Here is an 18,705-nt window from a genome sequence, read left to right as displayed (position 1 = left end):
TAGGGCCAGGATCACGAGGTATGACTCGGAGGCAAGTGATCGGTTGGGTAGCTCTGCTTACCTCGGTGCTTGCCGGGGCCGAGTTGCTCGATCGGGTGAATTTTCCCGCGCCGCAGATGATTCTCGCGATCGTCGTCGGCGGCGCCCTCGCGTTGGCCGGGAAGTTGCCCGCGCCGATGCCCCGCCAGCTGACGTGCGGCGTGCAGTCCATGCTCGGTGTGCTGATGGGCAGTTATCTGGAGATCTCGCTGCTGTCGAGTATCGGGCTGGCGTTGATTCCGGTGCTCGCGGTGACCGTGGCGACCCTGTTGATCAGCCTGCTGGTGGCGGTGGTGTTCGCCCGCTTCGCGCACGTCGAACTGCCGACCGCGACGCTCGGGCTGCTGGCCGGCGGTTCCGCCGCGGTGGTGGCGGTGGCCGACGATATGGACGCCGATCCGCGTCAGGTGGCGTTCATGCAGTACCTGCGGGTCGCGCTGGTCGCGGTGAGCGCGCCGGCCCTCGGCGCGCTGCTGAGCAACAGCGGCGGCGGGCTGAGCAACGAGAAGGTGACGCTCGGCGGCGCGGTGACCAATCCCGATCTGCCGTTCTGGATGATCGTCGGGCGCGGGGATCAGGTCGCCGGGTTGTCCATCGCGGTGATGCTGTGCGTCATCGGCACCAAGCTGGGCAGGCGGCTCGGACTGCCGAGCCCGGCGCTGATCGGGCCGATGCTGATGACCGCGGTGCTCACCGCGCTGGGCGTCAGCCACGGGTACGCGCCGACGAACCTGTTCAAGGATCTGCTGTTCGTGCTCATCGGTTTCGAGGTCGGAACCCGGTTCACCCGCACCGTGGTTCGCGAGATGGCCCGGATGATCCCCGGCATGACGGTCACCATCGTCGCGTTGTCCGCGATCGTCGCCGGACTCGCCTTCGCGGTCGCCACGTTCGTCGATCTCGAGCTCTCCGACATCTACCTGGCCACCACGCCCGGCGGCATCAACGCGGTGCTGGCCACGGCCGAGTCGATGGACGCGAACCTGCCGCTGATCACCTGCGTGCAGAGCATGCGCTTGCTGCTGATGGTGCTCATGCTGCCGCTGCTCGCGAAAGCTATGCGCTGGTTCTCGGCGCGACAGTTGCAGTTGGCGCAGCCCGAGCTGGTTGCCTGACCCGGCCTGCGCGGACATTTTCCCGCTGATTGCCCGCGGTTCTCGTAGTTCGGTGCTGAGAATGTCCGCGCAGGCCGGGTACCCCTGCGCCACTACGCTTTTCGCACCGCGCCCACGATGAGATCCGCCCACTCGTCGGCCAACGCGGCGAGCCGGTACCACGCCGCATGTACCCGGAGGTCGGAGACTTTTTCCGCGGTGTGCAGCAGATGGCTGGCATGCGCGTGCGCCGCGGCCATGCGATCGACCATGGCACCGAGCGACCCGGTGCGCAGATGCTCGGTGCAACTGCGGCGAGGAAGTTGGGTGGCCACCCAGTTGTCGATGGCGGCGACCAATTCGGCGCGGCGGCAATCGATTCCGGCGGCTCCGAGCGGGTTGCCGTGCCGCTGGCGGTGCAGCGTGGCCAGTCGGCGGGCCAGGTCGATGATCGGATGGTCGGTGACCGGATCGCCGGCGTTGCCGCCGAAGGCGGCCACCAGTTCGCGCTGATCAGGCAATGATCGGTCGGCTGACAAGGTCTTCATCGTGCACCTCCGGGTGACGTCAGGCGGGAGGCATTGCCCTGATGCCGAATCCGAGATAAGAGTGCGCCGCTTGACTCGGCGTGTCGGTGACATCGAGATGGCACCGCGATGACAGGTCGTAACAATCTTCTCCTCGCGGCGGGGCCGGGATTGTGAGGACGATCGACCAGTCTCGGGTGGCCGGAGTGGAGAGTACGTTCCCCGTGCGTCGGACCGATGTGCGGTCGCGCCGAAAGTCGCAATGTGGCAAATTATCTGCAAATAAGCGATTCGAGTTATGTGGCCAGGGTATAACCGGCCTTGAAGAAGCCTCGGCAACCGCCATGGCGTAATCGGATAGCGAAGGGATGGGCATGTACACCTCCAGTTTGGCTATCGATTTCCAGAAGGGGTTCTCGGACGCGTGGAGTTCGGTGGCCACGTTCGTCCCCAAGCTGGCCGGATTCATCGTCATCTTGCTCATCGGCTGGATCGTCGCGAAGGTCGTCTCGACGATCGTGGACAAGGTGCTCGACCGGCTCGGGTTCGACCGCCTGGTCGAGCGCGGCGGCCTCAAGCAGATGATGTCGCGCAGCCGCTACGACGCTTCCGATCTGCTGGCGAAGCTGGCCTACTACGCGATCCTGCTGATCGCCCTGCAACTCGGCTTCGGCGTGTTCGGGCCGAACCCGGTGAGCGATCTGCTCGACGGCATCGTGTCCTGGCTGCCGAAGGCCGCGGTCGCCATCATCATCGTGGTGATCGCCGGTGCGATCGCGTCCGCGGTGCGTGACCTGGTCGGCAACATGCTCGGCGGGTTGTCCTACGGCGCGATGATCGGCCGGATCGCCGCGGTGTTCATCTGGGGTGTCGGCATCGTGGCCGCGCTGAACCAGATCGGCGTGGCCATGTCGGTCACCATGCCGATCCTGATCACGGTGCTCGCCACCATCGGCGGCATCCTGGTGGTAGGTGTCGGCGGTGGCATGGTCCGGCCGATGCAGCAGCGCTGGGAGGGCTGGCTGAGCGGCCTGGAAGAGGAGATGCCCGCGGTCAAGGGGCATGCGGAGGCGTACTCGCGTGGCCGTGAGGATGCCTCGCGTGAGCAGCTATGGATGGATCAGCAGGCCACCCGCGGCCAGGGCCAGCACGCACAGCAGTGGGAGCAGGGTGCGATGCAGGGCGGCGGCTCGTACGAGCAGTCCGGTGAGTACATGGGCTACCGCGATCCGGGCGAGCGGCGCTGAGCGCATACGGCAAACGCGTCCGCCGTGGGCTGCTGCCTACGGTGGACGCGTGCGATCAGGGGTTCAGGCGATCTGCTGCGAAGAGTGCAGGCACACGCCGGCCAGGCGCAGCTGGAGCCAGTCGGCGTTCGCCCAGCTGCTGAGGTCGCCTGGCGCCGCGCCGGTCATGCCGTGCTCGGCCGCGGCCTCCCGCACGTGGTCGAGGAGTCCGCGCGCGTAACCCGCGAGCAGCACGCTCATCGGCACCCGTGCGGCGCCTTCGACGCCCAGCTCGAGGATGTCCCGCACGGCCGCCGCGTGCTGGTCCAGCGCCGCCGACAGGGCGGGCAGTTCGGCCGCCGCGGCGAGCGCGGGCATCCCGTGCGTCCTGTGCAGGCGGGTCAAGATCTTGCGCGCCGACACTTCGAGCAACGCGGGGCCGAGCAGAAACATGTTTTTATGCTAGCAATCGGCGAGTCTTTATAGAACTGTGACGCTTCACCCAGTCTGTTTTGCCGGAAAAATGAGTTCCAGCAAATTTGCCGCATCGAAATGCCTTGGGGGAGAATCAGTCCGCCGGTCGATGCCGGCAAATGCAACCGTCCGGTATGGATTGGGCTTCCGTTCGCCGGCGAACCGTTCCCTCGCGCGCCGCCGAGTTACCGGAAGGCGTTGGCGTCGGTCAGCGCGCGACCGAGCACCAGCTGATGAACCTCGGCCGTGCCCTCGTAGGTGAGCACCGACTCCAGGTTGTTCGCGTGCCGCAGCACCGGATAGTCCAGCGTGATGCCGTTGGCCCCGAGGATGGTGCGGCACTCCCTGGCGATCTTGATGGCCTCCCGGGTGCTGTTCAGCTTTCCGGCGCTCACCTGCTCGGGCGTCACCGCGTCCCGGTCCTTCAGCCGGCCCAGGTGCAGCGCGAGCAACTGCCCCTTGCCGAACTCCAGCGCCATGTCCGCCAGCTTCGCCTGGGTCAGCTGGTACCCGGCCAGCGGCTTGTCGAACACCTCACGGGTGCGCGCGTATTCGATGGTCGAGGCCAGGCAGTCGCGGGCCGCGCCGAGCGCGCCGAAGACGATGCCGAACCGCGCCTCGCTCAGGCAGCCCAGCGGCGAGGCCAGCCCGCGCGACTCGGGCAGCACCGCGTCGGCGGGCAAGCGGACGTCGTCGAGGTCCAGCTCGGCGGTCACCGATGCGCGCAGCGACAGCTTGCGATGCATCTCTCGCGCGCTGAACCCGGGCGTCCCGGCGGGCACCAGGAAGCCGCGGATGACCTGCCTGCCCTCGTCCTCGGTCTGAGCCCAGACCACCGCGACATCGGCCACCGAGCCGTTGGTGATCCACATCTTCGAGCCGTTGAGCACCCAGTCGGTGCCGTCGCGCTTGGCCCGGGTCCGCATACCGCCGGGGTTGGAGCCGAAGTCGGGTTCGGTGAGCCCGAAGCAGCCGAGCGCGCGCCCGGCCGCCATCTCCGGCAGCCACTGCTGCTTCTGCTCCTCCGAGCCGTACTTGTGGATCGCGGTCATCGCCAGCGATCCCTGCACCGACACCATGCTGCGTACGCCGGAGTCGACGGCCTCCAGCTCCTGGCAGGCCAGGCCGTACATCGTCGCCGACATGCCCGCACAGCCGTACCCTTCGAGATGCATACCGAGCAGTCCGACCTCGCCCAACTGCGGCGCGAGTTCGCGGGCCGGGAAGGTGCCCTCCTCGAACCAGTCCGCGATGTGCGGTCGCAGGCGTTGATTCGCGAAGGTCGCGACGGCATCGCGGATCTCGCGCTCATCGTCGGACAGCAGGGAGTCGATCGCGAACAGTTCTTCCACAGTCACCATGCGCTAAGCGTAAATGGGAAGGGTGCCGGTGAGATCGGGGTCTGGTGAGGTTCTCGTAAGAAAATTTCCGGTCTGCTCGCCCTAGCTGCGTAACTAGATCGGTGCTGAGCCGGATTCGTGCGCAGAACGTCGATCTGACCCGACCAGGGGGTTGCTCGAAAATCGCCCCTGATTAGGCTGGGGTTCATGAGTGAGCTGGGGTTCTCCACTAGGGCCGTGCATGCAGGATTCGATCCCGATCCGCAGACCGGCGCGGTCAACGTGCCCATCTACGCGAGTTCGACGTTCGCCCAGGACGGAGTGGGCGGCCTGCGCGGCGGTTTCGAGTACGCGCGCACCGGCAACCCGACCAGGTCCGCGCTGGAAGCGAACCTCGCCGCGCTCGAATCCGGCACCTACGGGCGGGCGTTCGCGTCCGGCATGGCCGCCACCGACTGTGCCATCCGCGCCACGTTGCGTCCCGGTGACCACATCGTCATCCCGGACGACGCGTACGGTGGCACCTTCCGGCTGATCGACAAGGTGTTCAGCCAGTGGGGGATCGAGCACTCGCCGGCCCACGTGTTCGACGTGGACGAGATGCGCGCGGCGATCCGGCCGAACACCAAGCTGGTGTGGGTCGAGACCCCGACCAACCCGCTGCTGAGCATCGGCGACATCCCGGCGCTGGCCGACATCGCGCACGGCGCGGGCGCGAAGCTGGTGGTGGACAACACCTTCGCCACCCCGTACCTACAGCAGCCGCTGCTGCTCGGCGCCGACATCGTCACCCACTCGACCACCAAGTACCTGGGTGGGCACTCCGACGTGGTCGGCGGCGCGCTGATCACCAACGATCCCGAGCTCGACGCGGCGTTCGCGTTCCTGCAGAACGGCGCGGGCGCGGTGCCCGGCCCGTTCGACGCCTTCCTCACCCTGCGCGGCACCAAGACCCTTGCGGTGCGGATGGATCGGCACTGCGACAACGCCGAGACCCTGGCCGAGTTCCTGACCCGGCACCCGGCCGTCGCCCAGGTGATCTACCCGGGCCTGCCGGAGCATCCGGGCCACGCGGTCGCCGCGAAGCAGATGCGCCGCTTCGGCGGCATGATCTCGGTGCGGCTGCACGGCGGCCCGGACGCGGCCCGCGACCTCTGCTCGCGCACCAAGGTTTTCACCCTCGCCGAGTCGTTGGGCGGGGTGGAGTCGCTGATCGAACACCCGGCCGCCATGACGCACGCGTCGACTGAAGGCTCCGTGCTCGAGGTGCCCGCGGATCTGGTCCGGCTCTCGGTCGGCATCGAGGACGCCGCCGACCTGCTCGCCGACCTCGAACAGGCACTGAGCTAGGGTCCGCAAGATGACGAAACGGCCGCACCGGGGATTCGGGTGCGGCCGTTCGTGTCTCAGGGGAACAGGTCGGCCGGGGCGCGCAGCCGGTGGCTACGCGACACCGCGGCCGGGCGGGTCAGCTGTGGTAGGGCTCCGCGCTGACCAGGGTGACCTTCATCGTCTTGCCGTTGGGCAGCGTGTACTCACGGGTGTCGCCGACCTTGGCGTCGATGAGCGCGCCGCCGAGCGGGGAAGCCGGCGAGTAGGTCTCCAGCTTGGAGTCGTTCAGGCCCTCTTCGCGGGTCGCGATGAGGAAGGTTTCGGTATCGGACTCGTCGCCGTCGTAGTAGACCTTGACGACCGAACCGGGGAGCGCGACGCCGGACTTGGTCGGCGCGACGCCGACCTTGGCGTTGTTCAGCAGCTCCTGCAGCTGGCGGATGCGCGCCTCCTGCTGGCCCTGCTCTTCGCGCGCGGCGTGGTATCCGCCGTTCTCCTTGAGGTCGCCCTCTTCACGGCGTTCGTTGATCTCGGCAGCGATAACGGGACGATTGGCAATGAGCGCATCGAGTTCGCCCTTGAGCCTGTCGTGCGACTCCGGGGTCAGCCAAGTCACTTGCGTCTCAGTCATCTCGATCACTCCCTAGTAGTTGTTCCCGGCAGGCCGGGATTCCCTGATAACTGCCGCGGTACCCACCCGTGGGGCGGGCACGCACCAGTCGACGGCTAGAGCGATCCTGAAGTTCATCGAACCCCGACAGACCCTGGTTCCGGGCAAAGCTCGTAATCCGGAACAGATAGCGCTGGCCGCCAATGCAGCAAACACGGCTCCGAACCCCGGAACCGTGTATCAGGCCATTTTAGCATGAATCACAAACGTGCAGGTCGGAGTTAATTTCGAGGACAATTGCTGCGGCAAAAGAGGCAAATCACCCCGCTCGGAGATAGCTGGGGACCTGCTCGCTGCAACCGTAGATACTGCTCGACGCCGCTCGCGCGGACGTCTTGACCGTGGTGGTCTGTTCGATCGTGCCGCTGGTAGACGGCTCGATCAGCACCTCGCGGCGACCCACCTCGACGCTGTCGCGAGCCATCGCGCGGACGAAGCAGACGGCGGGCTGTGCGGGATCTTTGCGGGTGACCTTGATCCGGATGGTCATCGTCGAGTCGTCGACCACGGTGTAGCCGAGCTGTTCGGACTCCAGGTCCTTGGGGCCGTACTTCTGATAGCCCACGAAGGCCACGCCGCAACCCAGCAACACCACGACGACGCCGAGGACCAGCGGCAGCCAGCGGCGCGGCACCGGCGGCTTGGTTCCGTACCGGTCGGTCGGCCTTTGGGGTGTGGCGGGAGCCGGGGCGTCGCTTCGATCGGTCACAAGGTCGCTCCCGGGGGGTACGTCGGAACAAAAGTCGGTCGAATGGAACTATAGGGAACGACGACCAGACACCCGCGAGCGAGAGCGACGGTGAACGAGACGTGAGTGGCCTTCGCCTCATGGCGGTGCATGCCCACCCCGACGACGAATCCAGCAAGGGTGCCGCGACGACCGCCCGGTACGCCGACGAGGGACACGACGTCCTTATCGTGACGTTGACCGGCGGCGAACGTGGCAGCATCCTGAACCCCGCGATGGACACCCCCGGTGTCCTGGACCGGATCAACGAGATCCGGCGCGAGGAGATGGCCGCCGCGGCGCGTGCGCTCGGCGTGCGCCAGCACTGGCTCGGCTTCGTCGATTCCGGCCTGCCGGAGGGCGATCCGCTGCCGCCGCTGCCCGAGGGCAGCTTCGCGACGGTACCGCTCGAGGAGGCCACCGAGGCGCTCGTCCGGGTGGTGCGCGAGTTTCGCCCGCACGTGATGACCACCTACGACGAGCTGGGCGGCTACCCCCATCCGGACCACATCCGCTGCCACGAGGTATCGGTCGCCGCCTACGAAGCGGCCGGCGATCCCGAGCAGTTCCCGGATGCGGGCGCGCCGTGGACGCCGCTGAAGCTGTACTACGACCACGGTTTCACTGCCCGCCGGATGGAGGTGTTCGCCGAGGAGTACGAGCGGATGGGCGAGCCGTTCCCCTTGCAGGAGTGGCTGGACCGGATGCGCAAGTACGTCCCCGAGCGCGGCGACGTGTTCTCCCGGGTCACCACGCAGATCGACTGCGCCAAGTATTTCCCGCAGCGCGACGACGCCCTGCGCGCACACGCCACCCAGATCGACCCCAACGGCGCGTTCTTCGCCATCCCGCTGGAGCTGCAGCAGCGGCTCTGGCCGACCGAGGAGTTCGAGCTGGCCAAGACCAGGGTCAAGACGGCGCTGCCGGAGACCGATCTGTTCGCCGGGATCGAGGACGAGCACCGGTGATGCTGGCTCTGCTCGCCCAAGCGCCCGGCGGCACCCCGACCGGGCCGGAGTTCGGTAAGGCGTCGCCGCTCGGCCTGGTGATCATCCTGATCCTGCTCGCGGGCACCGTGCTGCTGGTTCGCTCGATGAACAAGCATCTGAAGAAGCTGCCCGCCACCTTCGAGCCGGAGCACCCGGAACCGGACCAGGAGGCCGACGAGGGGACCGAGCGCGGCATCACCACCCGGCAGGACGAAGCGGAGCCGGATAGTCGCGCCGACAAACCCTGACGTTCAGATCAGCTGGGGCCCAGCAGATCCCAGCGATTGCCCGCGATATCCACGAATACCGCGACCGGTCCGTAGGGCTCTTGCCTTGGCGCCGTGACGAATTCGACGCCGCGCGCCACCATCTGGTGGAACGCGGCGTCGAAATCGTCTACCTGGAGGAAGAATCCGACGCGGCCCGCCGTCTGGTTGCCGACTACTGCGGACTGTTCGGCACCGTCCGCGCGGGCCAGCAGTAGGCCGGTCTGCGCGCCGGGCGGGCGGACGACGACCCAGCGTTTCGGGCGTCCGTCGTTGGTCTGTGCCGGAGCGTCCTCGATCAGGTCGAAGCCGAGCGTTTCGGTGAAGAAGGCGATCGCCGCGTCGTAGTCGTCGACGACGAGCGTGCAGAGGTCTATGCGCATGCGGAGGGATGATAGGCGGCATTGCCGACCGGATGGCCAGGTGAATGTGTGAATGTCCGAATTTCGATCGGGCTTAACAGGTTTGAACAACACCTGAACTGGATAACGAAATCACCACAGCCGTAGCTCGATCGAAACCGATTGTCAGCTCCACCTCGTCGCATAGTCCGCTCTACGGTCACAACGTCGCTGACACACCAGTTTTCAAACGTTGTGTAGCGGCCGTTGCATGCGCACCCGGGCGCATTGCACACTGTAGCGAGATGTATTCGGCCAACGCAGCCGCTTAATCCAACGGCCACCGAGAAGCACACTGCTGGCAACCTAATTCACCGCGAGCAGCTTTCGCAACGGCCTCCGTATGTCGCCCGCCTGTGTTACCAATTCAGCCAGACCGCTCGACCGAAGGAAGCTCATGGACAACGTGATCGGACAGATCGACCGTGCACTCGATGCGACGAGCGTGATCGTCGCGGCTTTGGACGACAGCTCCATGACCGCGCCGACGCCCTGCCGGGAGTGGGATGTGCGTGCCGTGTTGAACCACACGGTGGGCAACATGCACATCTTCGCGGCCGCGTTGAGCGGCACGGATTCCGGTGCCGATCATGAATCCGATTGGCTCGGCGGCGATCCGCAGGGCGCGTACGCGGCGGCTGCGGAGGTGGACCGGGCGGCCTGGCATCGGCTCGACGCCCTGGAGAACACCGTGCACATCCCGCTGGGCGAGTTGCCCGCCGCGGCGGCGGCGCTTGTGCATCTCACCGAGTTGGTTGTGCACGGTGTCGATCTCGCGGTCGCCATCGGCAGGCCGGACCTGGCCGACGACGAGTTGTGTGGCGAACTTCTCGCCACCATGCAGGCCGGCGGCGGCATCGACCGGTTCCGCGCTCCCGGCATCTTCGACGCCGAGGTATTCGTCGAGGCGGACGAGCCCGGTCATCGCCGGTTGCTCGGCTACGTCGGCCGCGAAGTGCTGGCGCGCACCCCGTAGCGCGCTACCGGATCCGTATCACGGTCGAGGCCGCGAGCAGCAGCAGCTCGCGCGCCGCCGCCTGCTCGTAGGCGAGCCGGCCACCGTGGTTGCGGTGCAAGGCATGTTGCTCGGCATGTACCGATGACGTCGCCGCGCTGATATCCCGGGCTGCGTCGTCTTTCGGACGTGCGATACTGAATTCGCGCATGGCAATTACGCCCTTTCATAAGATGCAGGTATATCGGCTCGATTTCCGCCGCGCCCACCGTATTTCGGGCACCCCAAATAGACGGGTGCGCGCACCGTGGGTGCGTGTCCGTGCGCGCCGGAGTTCCGGATGGACAACGGATTCCATTCCACCGTTGCCCGTGCACCGGGCGCTCGAGAACTGTATCCGGCCGAATTAGACCGGCGCATCCTATTTTTCGGCGGCCCGGCGAACGGGGTGGCGCAGGATGGTCTTCGTTGTCTCTGCTTGTGCTCTGCGTGGATCGGACAGATAGATCTCGTGATGGCGTCCGTTCATCGTCAGCCCCTCGGCGTTCATGAACGCTTCCAGCTTGGCCAGGGTCTCCGGTTCGGTCGCGTAGGGACCGATGTGCAGCGCTTGAACGGCGTCACCCTCGGTGATCTGCTCGAAGGTTGCCCCCGGCACCATGGCCGCGGTGACGAACTCGGGCATGCGCAGCATCAACTTCCACTGCCAGTGTTCGCGGGGCACCGTCAGCGGCGGCTCGTCGGAGTCGACCCACCACAGGCCCTCCAGTTTCGGCACCACGAAGTCGTGGCCGGCGGCCTTGGCGATCTTCTTCGCGCCGTGTGCGGTTCGGTAGAGCGACTCGATCGCCGCGACGTACCCCGGGCTCCCCGGGGCGCCGGAACCGGTGACCGTCACGTACGTATAGGCGTCGAAGGTGCGCAGCGTCGGCTCGGTGGGGGCGTGGTAGTAGTGCTTGTCGGTTTTGGCCAGGTCGAGTTTCATATCGCGAGCCTGGCGGCTCCAGCGCCGGGAGAGTCAAGCGCCGGTCGGTGTGGCAGCTTGGAGGCGTGGACGAGATCTTCCGGGACGCCGGAGTGCGGGGCTGGGTGCATGCGCGGTGCTTCGACTGCGGTGCGGAGTCCGGGTCGGGCGCCGACGAGCCGGTGGTGCTCGCCTCGGTGGTCAAGGTGCCGCTGGTGCTGGAGTTCGCCCGGCAGGTGGCGGCGGGACAGTTGGATCCGGCCGATCGGGTACGGGCCAGGGGTGCGGACCGGCTCGGCGGGGTCGGCACGGCGGGCTGTCACGACGATGTCGATCTGAGTCTGCGGGATGCGGCGTTCTTCGCGCTCACCTTGAGCGACAACACCGCCGCCGATCTGCTGTTCGACCGGGTCGGCATCGACAATGTGCGCTCGCTGGTGCGTGAGCTCGGCCTCGGCGCCACCCGGATCGTCGGCGCGCCGCGGCACATCGTGCAGAGCATGGCCGAGGACATCGGCGCGCGGGATGCGGCCGAGTTCGCCGAGCGGTTTCCGGCGCTCACCGCCGCCGAGATCCTCGGCACCCGCGCGCTGGACCCGCTTCGGACCACCGCGAGCACGCCGCGGGAGATGACCCGGTTGCTCACGCTCATCGGCCAGGATCTCGCGGGCCCCGTCGAGGCATGCGGCTGGGTGCGCGATCTCATGCGCCAGCAAGTGAATTGGCATCGGCTCGCCGGCGCGTTCCCGCCGGAGGTGCGGGTGTGGGCCAAGACCGGCACCTTGCCCGGAGTGCGCAACGAGATCGGTGTGCTGGAGTATCCGGACGGAAGTCGTTATGCCGTAGCGGTATTCACCAGGGTGGAGTCGCTCGCACAGCGGCTGCCCGAGGTGGATCGCGCGATCGGCGCCGCCGCCGCGCTCGCGATCGACCGCATCGATCACGGACTGCCGTACACCACGTTCCACGGCCGGTGCGGCGCGGCCTGAACCGCTGCTGGTCGAGATGTGCCGTCGCCCTGCACAACTCGCACGATCAGCTCGGCGAGTTCGGGCACCAGCGGATGCGGCGCGTGGGCCGGCCAGGCCAGGGACAGCCGCCAGGTCAAGGTGCCTTCCGGTAGGGGCCGCCAGACGACCCGCGGTTCCTTCTGCGCCACCATGCCCTGATCGAAGGCGATGCCACGGCCGGAAAGCACCATGCCGAGCACGAATTCGGGGTTTCGGGCGTGCTGCACCCGCGTCGGTTTGAAGCCGTGTTCCCAGCAGGTGCGCAGGGTCGAGTCGTAGAGTCCGGGCGCGGCGGCGCGCGGGAAGATCACCAGTCCGAGTCCGGCCAGATCGGCGAGGGTGAGTGAAGAACGCACGGCCAGTGGTGAATCGCGGGGGAGCACCACGCCGACCGGAGTGTCCACGGCGGGACCCAGTTCGAGGCCGACCACGTCGACCGGATGTTGCAGCAGCCCGGCGTCGAGCTGCCGGTCGGCCAGCAGGCGGACCTGCTCGGCGGTGGTCAGCTCCTGGAGATCCACGCGGACCTCGCGGCTCTCGAACGCGGTGAGGATCGCGGCGAGCACCCGTCCCGCCAGTTCGGGCGGCACGCCGACCCGCAGCGCGTCCATCTCGCCGCGATGTGCCTTGCCGACCAGCGAGGTCGCGCGCTCCCAGCGGGCGAGCAGATCGCGGGACTCGGCGAGCAGGATCTGGCCCGCCTCGGTCAGCTCGACCCGGCGGCTGTCCCGGTCGAACAACCGCGCGCCGAGGTCGTTTTCGAGCTTGCGGATGCGCTGGCTCAGCGGTGGCTGGGCGATGCCGAGGCGTTCGGCGGCCCGCCCGAAATGAAGTTCTTCGGCCACGGCAACGAAGTACCGCAGCTGACGCAGCATGTCCACGCTGCGACGATATCGGTTTCGATATCGCCGAGCGGCCGCGGCGGTCTTGGACAGCGGGATCGCTGCTGTGCTGGGGTGCCTGCATGACAGGTTTCGGACGGCGGAAATTCTTCGGGGTGACGGCGGGCGCGGCGGTGCTCGCGGGCGTAGTGGCATGTGGCGGAACGGAATCCGCGAAGCCGTCGGCGCCGGCACCCGGCGGCACGACCCTGCGCTGGTGGGGCAACAACAGCTGGGAAATCCGGCTGCCGGGCGGTAAGACGGTGTTGATCGACCCCTGGCTGACCAGGTTCCATACCGGAACCTATACCGCTGCGGGCGCCGATCCGGACACCCCGATCACCGTCGACACCGCCCTCATCGACCGCTACGTGGACAGCGGCGAACTGCGCGCCGATCACATCCTGGTCACCCACGGTCACTACGACCATCTGACCGATGTGCCGTACCTGGCGAGGAAGACCGGTGCGACCGTGCTCGGCACCGAGACCCACCTGAATCTGCTGGCCGCACTCGGCGCCCCCGAAGCGCAGCTGTCGATCACGACCGGCGGCGAGCGACTGCGCTTCGACGGCTATACCATTCGCGCACTGCGCTCACTGCATTCGGTCTCCGGTGCGCGGGCCGAGGTGGCCTTCGCCGGCACCCGGCCCGGACTCGGCGCGGCAAAGTTACCGGAGCCCAAGGTGATTCGCGATCTGGTCGAGGGCGGCACGCTGGCCTACGAGGTGAGCGGCGGCGGGGTGAGCGTGCTGAACTTCGGCGGCTCCAACTACATCGAGTCCGAGTTGACCGGTCTGCACCCCGACGTGCTGCTGTTGCCCGCGGGCGGGGGCAAGATCACCGACTATGTCGCGCGGTTACTGCGCGTCACCGGTAATCCGCGCTACGTAATTCCCACGCACTGGGACGATTTCGACTACCCGCTCGCCGAGCCGGCCCACGACTGGGGCGGTCTCGAAGCGCTCCGCAAGGCGGTCGCGCAAGCCAGCCCCACCAGCGAGTTCGTCACCGTCGATCACCTACAGACCTTCACCCCCTGAGGTACCACCGTGATCGATGGTGATCGGACGGTGATCCGTTGCTGACGGCGGCTGCGGTTTTCTTGTCGCGGGGGACGACATAACGGTCCCGCCCGTACAGAAAGGACATCGCAATGGGTTACGCAGGCCCCGTGGGCGTTCGGGCGCCCTGGACTCAGCCGCAGGTTCGTTACTACGACGGCGGTTTCGAGCAGGTGCTCGCGGAGCAGGACACCGCGAGCGCACTGACCGTCATGCGGGCCAAGGTATTCCCCGCGGGTGCGCCGCCGCTGCATTACCACACCAGGGAAGACGAGTTCTGGGTCATCCTGTCCGGACGGGTCCGGTTCTGGATCGGCGGATACTCCCTGACCGAATGCGCTGTCACCGAGGCGGGTCCCGGCGCCTTCGTCTACGGCCCGCGCAATATTCCGCATACCTTCCAGACCATCACCGAGGAGAGCGAGGTTCTGGTCGGCAATACGCCGGGTGCGATCGAAGGCTACTTCTCCGGCGTCGGCGCGGCCGAGGTCCGCGACCACGACCACGACCACGACCAGCAACTGGACTTACTCCGAAGCTACGGAGTCACCGTCGTCGGCCCGCCGCCGATCTGGTCCGACTGGAATTGAACGACGACATGCCGGCCGCCGGTGACGGCAGCTTCCGGGAAGGGGCGGCTGGCTCGCCGACCGACGATGAGCTCGCGCTCCGGAACCGACGGCCGGCGTTGGATCGTGGCAACTTCACCGCAGCTTCGACGTTTTGCTGATTCGTTCCAGAAAGCCTAGGTTAGTGGCCATGCTGTACGGCCGCATGGGTGAAGAACGGCACATCAGCACACTTTTGGCAGCAGCGTGCGAGGGGCGCAGCGCCGCGCTGGCGCTGGTCGCCGAACCCGGTGCGGGCAAAACTGCACTGCTGGACCGCGCCGCGGAGTTGGTGAACCCGAATTGGCAGGTGCTGCGCTGCGCCGGGGTGGAAGCTGAATCCGAATTCTTGTTCGCCGGTTTGCAGAGCCTGCTGGCCCCGGCCTCGGGTAAACGCCGTGCCTCGATCGACGCCCTGCCCGAGCCCCAACGCGACGCGCTGTGCAGCGCGATCGGCCTGACCGCGGCCGCCTATCCCGCCGATCCGTACGTCGTGGGCTTGGCCACGCTGTCGCTGCTCGCCGAGTTGTCGGCGCAGGGGCCGGTGCTGTGCCTGGTCGATGATTGTCAATGGCTCGACCAGGCCTCGGCCGAAGCGCTCCGCTTCGCGGCGCGGCGGCTCGATGCCGAGGGCGTGGTCATGCTGTTCGCGGGCCGTACCGAATCCGCTGCGGCCGGGGTGCCGCAGTTGCGTCCCGCGCCGCTCGACCTGGCTGCCGCGGGCGCGCTGCTCACCGATCGCTGGCCGGCGCTGACCCTCGAGGCGCGCGAGCGGATCCTGGCCGAGGCGTCGGGAAATCCGCTGGCGCTGCTCGAGTTGCCGGTCCTGCGGAACGAGGCGGCCGGTCGGCGCGCGCCGCGCTGACCGGTGGGGAGCCTATTGCGGGTTCTCCGCCAGCGCGGGTGGGAAGCCGCCGGTGGCAATCGGTCCCCAGCGGTCGATATGGACACGGATCAGCGACTTGTTCTGGCGAACCATCGCCGCGCGATATTCGTCCCAGTCGGGATGTTCGCCCGAGATGCAGCGGTAGTAGTCGACCAGACCGTCGAGGGCTTCCGGCATGTCCAGGACTTCGGCCCTGCCGTCGACCTGGACATACGGGCCGTTCCAGTCGTCGGAGAGCACGCAGATCGAAACCTGTGGATTCCGCTTGGCGTTGCGTGTTTTGGCGCGGGTCGGATAGGTCGAGACGGCGAGGCGGCCCGCCGAGTCGAGCCCACAGGTCACCGGCGAGAGCTGTGGTGAGCCGTCGGCGCGGCTGGTGACCAGCACCCCGCGATGCCGTTGCCGCAGGAATTCCAGCAGCGCGTCGCGTTCGACCTGGTCGGCAGTGGCGATTCGAGGCATCCCGCTATCTTGCCCTGCCTGCGGCCCCGGCGATGCGTCGGTTCACCCCTTCGGCTGGGCCTCGTGCCGGATGTATTGCAGCAGTGTCGGATTGCCGACCGAGGAGACGATTTCGACGGTAGTGCGGAGATAACGATCGTCGGCGACCAGGCCGAGCAGGCACGCGGCCAGGTCCGCGCGAGCGGTGTACATACCGTCGGCCCGCCCCTCGACCACGCTGTACGCGCTGACCGACGGCAGGTGGTAGAGCGCACCCGGCCGCACGATCGTCCACTCCAGATCGCTTGCGCGCACCAGTGTTTCCATCCTCCCCATGTCCTCGTACAACGTCTTGCCGAGCACCCGCGTGAGGTAGGGCAGGAACACCCGATTGAACAGGAACCCCGCATCGGCATACGGACGCGGATCGACCCCGGCCGAACTGACGACACCGAGCCGCCGAACCCCATGTCGTCGCATCGCGGCGACAACATTCGCCGTACCAAGCGAATACGTCGTGATCGGTCCCCGGCCGGCTGGCGCCCCCAGCGTCGAGAGCACCGCATCCCGCCCCACGACCGCCGCCTCCACCGCCCCCGCATCGAACACATCGGCACCAACCACCTCCACCCGATCATGCTGCACCGGAAACGATTCCGGCCGCCGAGTAACCGCAGTAACCGCATGCCCAGCAGCAAGCGCCTGCCCGGTCAGCAGCCGCCCAGTAGGCCCATTGGCCCCGAAAACAGTGATACGCACGACAACAGCTCTTTTCCTCGACTGCCGGGACCCTTGCCCGGCCATTAGCTGGACGAACACAAGACGCCGCAGTGCTCAGCCCTGTGACCGGACGCCCCTGTGACAGGTGTCACCAACAGCGCAAACTTTCCCGGCTCTATCTCGGGAGCTGCCCGATCAGCAGCTCGCAACGTGCTGCATACCGGGCAATGACTACCCTTTCGTAGTCGACCCACCTGACTACGAAAAGGTAGTCAAGACGGTGCCTTGGCATGGCGAGACTTCGGCTTCCTCGCCGATCCTGCGGCGATCGGAGGTCCGGTATCCGATAGCTCGATCTTGTCGGTGCCGATTCCGTTGGGATGACCTGCTCGCGACTTGAAACGCAACTCTACTTGGTTGCGTTTCGGTTGCGTTTAAAGTAGCGTTTATCTATGGCTCAGGATCTTGCACAGCTTCTGGACACACTCCGCGCTCTCGGCGGTGATTACACCGATGTCGAGGTCAAATCCGCTGCCGGTGGTCTCCCGGAGTCGCTCACTTCGACTCTGTCCGCCTTATCGAATCAGCCAGGTGGTGGAACGATAATTCTTGGCCTGGACGAGAACCTTGGTTTTCGACCGGTTGGGCTGACCAACACGCAAGAGTTGAAGCAGGGCTTGGCGAAGAAGGCTCGGGCGTTCACGCCGCCGGTCCGGCTGACGATCAGTGACGAGACCGTGGAAGATCAGCCAGTGGTTGTGGCGATCGTCCACGAATGCGACGAATCTGCTAAACCCTGCCGGGTGAGTGCGACCGGGGCGGCGTTCATGCGTGGTTACGACGGCGATTTCAAGATGTCGGCTTTGGAGGAACAGGCGTTCCTGTCGGCTCGGAACTCTCCGATGTTCGATCGTGCTCCGGTGCTCGGCGCGACCAGGGCAGAATTGGACGATCAACTGGTCGAAGACTTCACGCGCAATGTTCAAGACCGTGATCGGAAGGGGCTGGGACGCTTCAGCGGAGATGAGTTGCTCCGTCGAGCCGGAGCGTTGACCCCTGACGGGATCCCCACCGTGGCCGGACTGCTCGCTCTCGGCATTTACCCGCAAGAATGGATGCCGCGCTTTGTGATACAGGCTGCCGCGGAGCCGTTGGCAACCGATCGCCCCGGGACGCGGGCACGCAATCAGGTAACGATTTCGGGTCCGATACCAAGGATGCTGGATGCTGCGCTGGACTGGGCTCGGCAAACCTTCGACACCGCGATCGTCACTCAGCGCGATGGCACCGTCATCGACGTTCCCGCATACCCCCTGGCAGCTTTCCGCGAGCTTATCGCTAACGCCCTCCTGCACCGCGACCTCGACAACTGGTCCGCCGGAATGGCGATCGAGGTACGTCTTCGCCGGGACCGGCTCGTCGTCACCAATCCTGGTGGTCTCTACGGAATCACGTTGGATCGGCTCGGTAAGGAAGCGGTCACGTCGGCTCGGAATATGTGGCTGGTCAAGATCTGCCAGTACCTGCGGTCGCCCGAGTCCGGAGGCCGGGTAATCGAGGCGCTGGCGACAGGTATTCCCACTATCGCCGAGGCGCTCGACGATGCCGGACTTCCTCCAGCTCAATACGCCGACACGGGGATTCGCTTCACCGCTGTACTGAAAACCGGAACCTACACCGGTACTTCGCAGTCTGGTAGCACCGCCGACTCTGTGGGCCACGCGCCAGCCCAGGCTTCCAGGCCCCCGCTGAACGCGACCCAGCAGAAGATCGCAACCCTGCTCGCCGCCGGGGCAACGACCGTTCGCGAGTTGCAAGCCACGATGGGACTCTCGGAGCAAGGAATCCGTAAGGCGCTCAACGGAATGCGGCAAGCTGGATGGGTTGAACAGGTCGGTGGCGCGGGCAGGCGCACCACCTACCGGTTGACGGAGTAGCGGCTTCAATGGTCTCGTCGAGATGGGGCAAACTTGCTGGTACCGAGCGGTCGGGTCCCTGAGATGATGGCGCTCATGTGACCGTCCGCGATCAGTTGACCAAACTGGATTCGGCACGTAGCGCCGCATGAGTGCTGATCGGAGTCGACGGGCA

The 18,705-nt window shown here is 66.6% G+C and carries 22 protein-coding genes; 11 read left to right on the top strand and 11 right to left on the bottom strand.

What is annotated here, in order from left to right; genetic code table 11:
* The first annotated feature begins 20 nt into the window (after positions 1–20).
* Complete coding sequence (locus ACFYO1_RS18620; RefSeq protein ID WP_387232294.1) at positions 21–1,154, top strand: AbrB family transcriptional regulator; 1,134 nt, start codon at positions 21–23, stop codon at positions 1,152–1,154.
* 92 nt (positions 1,155–1,246) lie between these two features.
* Here the strand turns inward: ACFYO1_RS18620 and ACFYO1_RS18615 are convergent, their stop codons facing one another.
* A complete protein-coding gene (locus ACFYO1_RS18615; RefSeq protein WP_387232293.1) occupies positions 1,247–1,681 on the bottom strand; it encodes a DUF4254 domain-containing protein in 435 nt (144 codons plus the stop codon).
* 353 nt (positions 1,682–2,034) lie between these two features.
* Here ACFYO1_RS18615 and ACFYO1_RS18610 point away from each other — a divergent pair, with 353 nt between their 5' ends.
* The gene (locus ACFYO1_RS18610) at positions 2,035–2,907 is read left to right on the top strand and encodes a hypothetical protein (RefSeq protein WP_387232291.1); all 873 of its coding nucleotides are present in this window, start codon (positions 2,035–2,037) and stop codon (positions 2,905–2,907) included.
* Positions 2,908–2,970: 63 nt separating this feature from the next.
* On the opposite strand, the gene ACFYO1_RS18605 is transcribed toward ACFYO1_RS18610, so the two are convergent.
* Together ACFYO1_RS18605 and ACFYO1_RS18600 are read right to left on the bottom strand one after the other, a co-directional pair.
* Complete coding sequence (locus tag ACFYO1_RS18605; RefSeq protein WP_387232289.1) at positions 2,971–3,339, bottom strand: DUF6401 family natural product biosynthesis protein; 369 nt, start codon at positions 3,337–3,339, stop codon at positions 2,971–2,973.
* A 206-nt stretch (positions 3,340–3,545) separates the two neighbouring features.
* Positions 3,546–4,721 carry an acyl-CoA dehydrogenase family protein gene (locus tag ACFYO1_RS18600; protein ID WP_387232287.1) on the bottom strand — a complete coding sequence of 392 codons (1,176 nt, stop codon included), beginning with the start codon at positions 4,719–4,721 and terminating at the stop codon, positions 3,546–3,548.
* A 186-nt stretch (positions 4,722–4,907) separates the two neighbouring features.
* Here ACFYO1_RS18600 and ACFYO1_RS18595 point away from each other — a divergent pair, with 186 nt between their 5' ends.
* Positions 4,908–6,050, top strand: coding sequence for a cystathionine gamma-synthase (locus ACFYO1_RS18595; RefSeq protein WP_387232285.1), 1,143 nt, complete (start codon positions 4,908–4,910; stop codon positions 6,048–6,050).
* A 118-nt stretch (positions 6,051–6,168) separates the two neighbouring features.
* On the opposite strand, the gene greA is transcribed toward ACFYO1_RS18595, so the two are convergent.
* Together greA and ACFYO1_RS18585 are read right to left on the bottom strand one after the other, a co-directional pair.
* Positions 6,169–6,663 (bottom strand): transcription elongation factor GreA, encoded by a 495-nt coding sequence (gene greA, locus ACFYO1_RS18590; RefSeq protein ID WP_040738717.1) that lies wholly within the window; start codon positions 6,661–6,663, stop codon positions 6,169–6,171.
* A 298-nt stretch (positions 6,664–6,961) separates the two neighbouring features.
* The gene (locus ACFYO1_RS18585) at positions 6,962–7,411 is read right to left on the bottom strand and encodes a DUF4307 domain-containing protein (protein ID WP_387232282.1); all 450 of its coding nucleotides are present in this window, start codon (positions 7,409–7,411) and stop codon (positions 6,962–6,964) included.
* 119 nt (positions 7,412–7,530) lie between these two features.
* On the opposite strand from ACFYO1_RS18585, the gene mca reads away from it, so the two are divergent.
* A complete protein-coding gene (gene mca, locus ACFYO1_RS18580) occupies positions 7,531–8,397 on the top strand; it encodes a mycothiol conjugate amidase Mca (protein WP_387235212.1) in 867 nt (288 codons plus the stop codon).
* Positions 8,397–8,666 (top strand): hypothetical protein, encoded by a 270-nt coding sequence (locus ACFYO1_RS18575; protein ID WP_387232280.1) that lies wholly within the window; start codon positions 8,397–8,399, stop codon positions 8,664–8,666. Before mca ends, ACFYO1_RS18575 begins: the two co-directional genes overlap by 1 nt.
* Before the next feature lie 8 nt (positions 8,667–8,674).
* Here ACFYO1_RS18575 and ACFYO1_RS18570 read toward each other — a convergent pair whose 3' ends face one another.
* Complete coding sequence (locus tag ACFYO1_RS18570) at positions 8,675–9,067, bottom strand: VOC family protein (protein ID WP_387232278.1); 393 nt, start codon at positions 9,065–9,067, stop codon at positions 8,675–8,677.
* A gap of 415 nt (positions 9,068–9,482) precedes the next feature.
* On the opposite strand from ACFYO1_RS18570, the gene ACFYO1_RS18565 reads away from it, so the two are divergent.
* Complete coding sequence (locus ACFYO1_RS18565) at positions 9,483–10,061, top strand: TIGR03086 family metal-binding protein (RefSeq protein WP_387232276.1); 579 nt, start codon at positions 9,483–9,485, stop codon at positions 10,059–10,061.
* A 4-nt stretch (positions 10,062–10,065) separates the two neighbouring features.
* On the opposite strand, the gene ACFYO1_RS18560 is transcribed toward ACFYO1_RS18565, so the two are convergent.
* Both ACFYO1_RS18560 and ACFYO1_RS18555 read right to left on the bottom strand, forming a co-directional pair.
* Positions 10,066–10,251, bottom strand: coding sequence for a hypothetical protein (locus ACFYO1_RS18560; protein ID WP_387232274.1), 186 nt, complete (start codon positions 10,249–10,251; stop codon positions 10,066–10,068).
* Positions 10,252–10,461: 210 nt separating this feature from the next.
* Positions 10,462–11,025, bottom strand: a complete 564-nt coding sequence (locus tag ACFYO1_RS18555; RefSeq protein WP_387232272.1) for a GyrI-like domain-containing protein — start codon at positions 11,023–11,025, stop codon at positions 10,462–10,464.
* Between the two features lie 65 nt (positions 11,026–11,090).
* Here ACFYO1_RS18555 and ACFYO1_RS18550 point away from each other — a divergent pair, with 65 nt between their 5' ends.
* Positions 11,091–11,993, top strand: a complete 903-nt coding sequence (locus ACFYO1_RS18550; RefSeq protein WP_387232270.1) for a serine hydrolase — start codon at positions 11,091–11,093, stop codon at positions 11,991–11,993.
* On the opposite strand, the gene ACFYO1_RS18545 is transcribed toward ACFYO1_RS18550, so the two are convergent.
* Positions 11,945–12,889 carry a LysR substrate-binding domain-containing protein gene (locus ACFYO1_RS18545; RefSeq protein WP_387235210.1) on the bottom strand — a complete coding sequence of 315 codons (945 nt, stop codon included), beginning with the start codon at positions 12,887–12,889 and terminating at the stop codon, positions 11,945–11,947. The genes ACFYO1_RS18550 and ACFYO1_RS18545 overlap by 49 nt on opposite strands.
* 89 nt (positions 12,890–12,978) lie before the next feature.
* Between ACFYO1_RS18545 and ACFYO1_RS18540 the strand changes: the two genes are divergently transcribed.
* The 3 genes from ACFYO1_RS18540 (at position 12,979) to ACFYO1_RS18530 (ending at position 15,432) form a co-directional block, all read left to right on the top strand.
* Complete coding sequence (locus tag ACFYO1_RS18540; protein WP_387232268.1) at positions 12,979–13,938, top strand: MBL fold metallo-hydrolase; 960 nt, start codon at positions 12,979–12,981, stop codon at positions 13,936–13,938.
* A 113-nt stretch (positions 13,939–14,051) separates the two neighbouring features.
* Positions 14,052–14,549, top strand: coding sequence for a cupin domain-containing protein (locus ACFYO1_RS18535; RefSeq protein ID WP_387232266.1), 498 nt, complete (start codon positions 14,052–14,054; stop codon positions 14,547–14,549).
* Positions 14,550–14,718: 169 nt separating this feature from the next.
* Positions 14,719–15,432 (top strand): ATP-binding protein, encoded by a 714-nt coding sequence (locus ACFYO1_RS18530; protein WP_387232265.1) that lies wholly within the window; start codon positions 14,719–14,721, stop codon positions 15,430–15,432.
* Positions 15,433–15,444: 12 nt separating this feature from the next.
* Here ACFYO1_RS18530 and ACFYO1_RS18525 read toward each other — a convergent pair whose 3' ends face one another.
* Complete coding sequence (locus ACFYO1_RS18525) at positions 15,445–15,915, bottom strand: PPOX class F420-dependent oxidoreductase (RefSeq protein ID WP_387232263.1); 471 nt, start codon at positions 15,913–15,915, stop codon at positions 15,445–15,447.
* Between the two features lie 42 nt (positions 15,916–15,957).
* Positions 15,958–16,698, bottom strand: coding sequence for an NAD(P)-dependent oxidoreductase (locus tag ACFYO1_RS18520; RefSeq protein ID WP_387232261.1), 741 nt, complete (start codon positions 16,696–16,698; stop codon positions 15,958–15,960).
* 368 nt (positions 16,699–17,066) lie between these two features.
* Between ACFYO1_RS18520 and ACFYO1_RS18515 the strand changes: the two genes are divergently transcribed.
* Positions 17,067–18,551 (top strand): ATP-binding protein, encoded by a 1,485-nt coding sequence (locus tag ACFYO1_RS18515; RefSeq protein ID WP_387232259.1) that lies wholly within the window; start codon positions 17,067–17,069, stop codon positions 18,549–18,551.
* Positions 18,552–18,705: the final 154 nt, after the last annotated feature.

The organism is Nocardia sp. NPDC006044, from assembly GCF_042871115.1.
GTDB lineage: Bacteria > Actinomycetota > Actinomycetes > Mycobacteriales > Mycobacteriaceae > Nocardia.
This window is presented reverse-complemented; position numbering and strand designations above follow the sequence as displayed.

What these genes read in the sequence shown, in the direction of transcription:
- ACFYO1_RS18515 (WP_387232259.1), top strand. Translation starts at nt 17,067, where the DNA reads ATGGCTCAGGATCTTGCACAGCTTCTGGACACACTCCGCGCTCTCGGC.
- ACFYO1_RS18610 (WP_387232291.1), top strand. Translation starts at nt 2,035, where the DNA reads ATGTACACCTCCAGTTTGGCTATCGATTTCCAGAAGGGGTTCTCGGAC.
- ACFYO1_RS18540 (WP_387232268.1), top strand. Translation starts at nt 12,979, where the DNA reads ATGACAGGTTTCGGACGGCGGAAATTCTTCGGGGTGACGGCGGGCGCG.
- ACFYO1_RS18615 (WP_387232293.1), bottom strand. Translation starts at nt 1,681, where the DNA reads ATGAAGACCTTGTCAGCCGACCGATCATTGCCTGATCAGCGCGAACTG.
- ACFYO1_RS18530 (WP_387232265.1), top strand. Translation starts at nt 14,719, where the DNA reads ATGCTGTACGGCCGCATGGGTGAAGAACGGCACATCAGCACACTTTTG.
- ACFYO1_RS18575 (WP_387232280.1), top strand. Translation starts at nt 8,397, where the DNA reads ATGCTGGCTCTGCTCGCCCAAGCGCCCGGCGGCACCCCGACCGGGCCG.
- ACFYO1_RS18595 (WP_387232285.1), top strand. Translation starts at nt 4,908, where the DNA reads ATGAGTGAGCTGGGGTTCTCCACTAGGGCCGTGCATGCAGGATTCGAT.
- ACFYO1_RS18520 (WP_387232261.1), bottom strand. Translation starts at nt 16,698, where the DNA reads ATGGCCGGGCAAGGGTCCCGGCAGTCGAGGAAAAGAGCTGTTGTCGTG.
- ACFYO1_RS18545 (WP_387235210.1), bottom strand. Translation starts at nt 12,889, where the DNA reads ATGCTGCGTCAGCTGCGGTACTTCGTTGCCGTGGCCGAAGAACTTCAT.
- ACFYO1_RS18605 (WP_387232289.1), bottom strand. Translation starts at nt 3,339, where the DNA reads ATGTTTCTGCTCGGCCCCGCGTTGCTCGAAGTGTCGGCGCGCAAGATC.
- ACFYO1_RS18570 (WP_387232278.1), bottom strand. Translation starts at nt 9,067, where the DNA reads ATGCGCATAGACCTCTGCACGCTCGTCGTCGACGACTACGACGCGGCG.
- ACFYO1_RS18560 (WP_387232274.1), bottom strand. Translation starts at nt 10,251, where the DNA reads ATGCGCGAATTCAGTATCGCACGTCCGAAAGACGACGCAGCCCGGGAT.
- ACFYO1_RS18535 (WP_387232266.1), top strand. Translation starts at nt 14,052, where the DNA reads ATGGGTTACGCAGGCCCCGTGGGCGTTCGGGCGCCCTGGACTCAGCCG.
- greA (WP_040738717.1), bottom strand. Translation starts at nt 6,663, where the DNA reads ATGACTGAGACGCAAGTGACTTGGCTGACCCCGGAGTCGCACGACAGG.
- ACFYO1_RS18600 (WP_387232287.1), bottom strand. Translation starts at nt 4,721, where the DNA reads ATGGTGACTGTGGAAGAACTGTTCGCGATCGACTCCCTGCTGTCCGAC.
- ACFYO1_RS18565 (WP_387232276.1), top strand. Translation starts at nt 9,483, where the DNA reads ATGGACAACGTGATCGGACAGATCGACCGTGCACTCGATGCGACGAGC.
- ACFYO1_RS18555 (WP_387232272.1), bottom strand. Translation starts at nt 11,025, where the DNA reads ATGAAACTCGACCTGGCCAAAACCGACAAGCACTACTACCACGCCCCC.
- ACFYO1_RS18620 (WP_387232294.1), top strand. Translation starts at nt 21, where the DNA reads ATGACTCGGAGGCAAGTGATCGGTTGGGTAGCTCTGCTTACCTCGGTG.
- mca (WP_387235212.1), top strand. Translation starts at nt 7,531, where the DNA reads ATGGCGGTGCATGCCCACCCCGACGACGAATCCAGCAAGGGTGCCGCG.
- ACFYO1_RS18525 (WP_387232263.1), bottom strand. Translation starts at nt 15,915, where the DNA reads ATGCCTCGAATCGCCACTGCCGACCAGGTCGAACGCGACGCGCTGCTG.